Annotated in this window: 5 protein-coding genes; all 5 read right to left on the reverse strand. The window is 69.0% G+C overall.

All coding sequences use genetic code 11. The features are described from left to right. Nucleotides 1-1,007 (reverse strand): DUF3089 domain-containing protein (locus RMN84_RS10685; RefSeq protein WP_309612155.1); only part of this gene is annotated, 1,007 nt, incomplete at its 3' end. A gap of 5 nt (nt 1,008-1,012) precedes the next feature. Beyond that, nucleotides 1,013-2,044 carry a Holliday junction branch migration DNA helicase RuvB gene (gene ruvB, locus RMN84_RS10690; RefSeq protein ID WP_309612156.1) on the reverse strand — a complete coding sequence of 344 codons (1,032 nt, stop codon included), beginning with the start codon at nt 2,042-2,044 and terminating at the stop codon, nt 1,013-1,015. Between the two features lie 201 nt (nt 2,045-2,245). Beyond that, complete coding sequence (gene ruvA / locus RMN84_RS10695) at nt 2,246-2,842, reverse strand: Holliday junction branch migration protein RuvA (RefSeq protein ID WP_309612157.1); 597 nt, start codon at nt 2,840-2,842, stop codon at nt 2,246-2,248. 9 nt (nt 2,843-2,851) lie between these two features. Beyond that, nucleotides 2,852-3,337 (reverse strand): crossover junction endodeoxyribonuclease RuvC, encoded by a 486-nt coding sequence (ruvC, locus tag RMN84_RS10700; RefSeq protein WP_309612158.1) that lies wholly within the window; start codon nt 3,335-3,337, stop codon nt 2,852-2,854. 10 nt (nt 3,338-3,347) lie between these two features. Then, nucleotides 3,348-3,573: hypothetical protein (locus tag RMN84_RS10705; RefSeq protein WP_309612159.1), on the reverse strand; the 226-nt coding region annotated here is incomplete at its 5' end.

The raw sequence follows: 3,573 nt of genomic DNA on the forward strand, positions 1-3,573 counted from the left end.
CGCGGGCCATCGTTGATGCAGCGGGCGGAGACGAGATCGCGGGTATGAATATAGGGGGCTGGCGCCGTGCCCTCGCTCGACCAGCTGACTGGCCCGCCAGCAACTGACGGCCAGCCCCAGCGCATCCAGTAGCTGTCGAGATTGGTCCAGCCGACCGCGCCGGGGCGGGCGGGATTGGTGCAGGCGATGGTCATGCCGGGCTTGTCCGTAATGCCGAACAGCGCACCTTCGGGGGGCACATTGGCGACGCGATAGCTCGACCAGGCGAGGACGCAGCCGGCCTGGCGCGGGCGGCTGCACAGCGGGGTCGACTTGAACGTGCCGCCGACCAGTTTTCCCTGAGGGACAAGGACATTGAAGCCGGGGATGATCGCGAGCAGCATCCGCCGGGCGATCGGTTTCCCTTCGATTTCGTTGGCGAGAAGTTGCTGGAGGAGCAGCGAGCCCTGGCTCTGGCCGATCAGGACGAACGGCCGGCCGGCGTTGCGGCTGGCGAGATATTGGTGCCAGGCCCGCGACACGTCGCCATAGGCGATCCGGCCCGCCGCACTGACATCGCCGCCGGTCATCACTGCCGTGATCGCGCCGACGGTCATCTGGCGGTGGAGGGGGGCGAGGGTGCGGCAAACCGATCCGAAACGGGCAAGCTGATCGCGAGTGACCCGGGTTTCCTCTTTGGCGTCGGGGACGAGGTCGCTGTTGAGACCGGCGTCATGGCTGACGGTCGGGTAGACGTAGAAGCAGTCGACCGGCGGGTTGGGAGCGGGCGTGGCGGTGGTGCGGGCGGCGTAGCCGGTGGCGGGGAGATCGACCGTGGCGAGCGGGTTGGCGCAGACGTCCTTGCGGCCGGGGAGACAGAGCCAGTTGGTGTCCTGAGTGTAGTCGACGGCTGGCGGCGGGGCGGATTGAGCGGTGGCGGGCAGAGACCACAGAATCGAGAGGAGCAGGAGAAAGAAGCGGGATCCCGGATTAAATCCGGGATGACGGCTTTGAATACGCAACTTCACTCTACTCACTCCACGTCGAACAGGCCGGTCTGGGCGGTGGCGGGCGGCGTCAGGCCGAGGTGGCCCCAGCCGCGTCCGTTGAGGCAGCGACCGCGCGCGGTGCGGGCAATCAGGCCGAGCTGGATGAGGAACGGCTCGATTACATCCTCGATCGTGTCGCGTGGTTCGCTGAGGCCCGCCGCGAGGGTTTCGACCCCGACCGGGCCGCCATTGTAGAGGTCGGCGATCATGGTCAGATAGCGACGGTCCATCGCGTCGAGGCCGAGGCCGTCGATCTCCAGCCGGGTCAGCGCGCGATCGGCGGCGGGCGCGTCGATCGATCCGCCCCCGGCGGCGTGGGCGAAATCGCGGACGCGGCGGAGGAGGCGACCGGCGATGCGCGGGGTGCCGCGGCTGCGGCGGGCGATCTCGTGCGCGCCGTCTTCGGTCAGGTCGGTAGCGAGCAGGCGGGCGGCGCGGCGGACGACCTGCTCCAGCTCGGCAACGGTGTAGAAGTTGAGGCGGATCGGGATGCCGAAGCGGTCGCGCAGCGGGGTGGTGAGTAGCCCCTGGCGAGTGGTTGCGCCGACCAGGGTGAAGCGCGGCAGGTCGATGCGCACACTGCGGGCCGACGGTCCTTCGCCGATCATCAGGTCGAGCGCGCGATCCTCCATCGCCGGGTAGAGGATCTCCTCGACGGCGGGCGCGAGGCGGTGAATCTCGTCGATGAACAGGACGTCGCCGTCCTCGAGGTTGGTCAGCAGCGCGGCGAGATCGCCCGACTTGGCGATGACCGGGCCCGAGGTGGCGCGGAAGCCGACCCCCATTTCGCGGGCGAGGATGCCTGCGAGCGTGGTCTTGCCGAGGCCGGGCGGGCCGAAAAACAGGACATGGTCGAGTGCCTCGCCGCGCGCCTTGGCGGCGTTGACGAAGATGCGCAAATTCTCGCGCGCGCCCTGCTGGCCGACGAACTCGTCGAGCGACTTGGGCCGAAGCGCGGCGTCGGCGTCCTCGGCGGTGCGCTCGGGGGTGGTCAGGCGGGCGGGGTCAGTGGCCATCAATGGCTCGTATCTTGACACTGATTCACGGTCGCGCGCGGTGTCATGGGCGTCAAAATGAACAAGTTGATGGCGGCAAGTCGATGATCTTGTCTCTCTTTGGGACAGGGCCGCAACCATGATTTCGAAGGGGCCGGCGAGTCATGGCGCCATCAAGCATATTCGGGGGGCTTTAGGACAGGGTTTTGTGCGGAACTCAGTCTACTTCGCTGCCTTTCGCAGCGCCAGCCGAACGAGCGCGTCGAGCGTGGCGCCTTCTCCGATTTCCCCTGCAGCGGCCGTGACGGCGGCGGTGGCTTCGGCGGGTTTGAAGCCGAGGTTGGCGAGGGCTGACAGGGCGTCTCGCGCGGTGGTGCCCGTGGGGGGCGGGCTGCCAACGACGGCGGCGAGTGTGGGGCTGCCAAGCTTGCCGGTGAGTTCCATCGCGATACGCTGGGCGAGTTTGGGGCCGACGCCGTTGGCGCGGGCGATCATCGCCTTGTCGGCGTGGGCGACGGCGGCGGCGAGTTCGGCCGGACCCAGCACCGACAGGATGGCGAGAGCGACGCGGCCGCCGACACCCTGAACGCTGGTCAGTGCGCGGAAGCTCTCGCGCTCGGCGGCGGTGGCAAAGGCGAACAGGGTCATGCTGTCCTCGCGCACCTGCAGTTCGGTGAGGAGCAGGACCGCGCCGCCGACCGGGCCGATCGCGTCGAGCGTGCGGGCGCTGGCGAGGACGGCATAGCCGACCCCGGCGACGTCGATCACCGCGCCGTCGGCGGACGATTCGGCAAGGGTTCCGGTGAGGCGGGCGATCATGAGGGAAGGCTAGGCGATGCGCCGGGCCGTGGCCAGATGGTGCGCGTGGGTGATCGCCACCGCCAGCGCGTCGGCGGCGTCGGGGCCTTCGATTTTCACGCCGGGGAGAAGTCGCTGGACCATCGCGTGGACTTGGGCTTTCTCTGCGGCGCCGGTGCCGACGACCGCCTTCTTGACCAAGCGCGCGGCATATTCGCCGACGGTGAGCCCGGCGCGGGCGGCGGTCATCAGGACGACGCCGCGCGCCTGGGCGAGTTTCAGCGTCGACTGCGGGTTCTTGTTGAGGAAGATTTCCTCGGCGGCGGCGCTGTCGGGGTGATGATCGGCGATGACCGCGTCGAGCATGGTGGCGAGATGGGACAGGCGTTGGGGCAAGGGTTCGCTGGCGCTGGTCTTGAGCTGGCCGTTGGCGAGGTGGGTCAGGCGATTGCCCTCGGCGCGGATGAGGCCCCAGCCGGTCGAGGAGAGCGAGGGGTCGAGGCCGAGGATGATCATCAGCGCATGATCACCGCCGGCGACGGGCGCGTCCGCCGCGCGGGGATGCGCTGGCGGCGACAGCGGCGGGCAGGCCGATTAGCGCAATACCGCCGAGTTCCAGCAGCCAGTTGAGCCGCCAGCCGCCGATGCGGTCCATCAGCAGCGCGTCGACATGATCGAACGACGCCGCGCGGACCGCGATGAAGCCAAGCAGGACGACGATTCCGACCAGTGCGGCGCGGACCGGCCCCGAG

This window comes from Sphingomonas sp., assembly GCF_031380695.1.
Lineage (GTDB): Bacteria > Pseudomonadota > Alphaproteobacteria > Sphingomonadales > Sphingomonadaceae > Sphingomicrobium.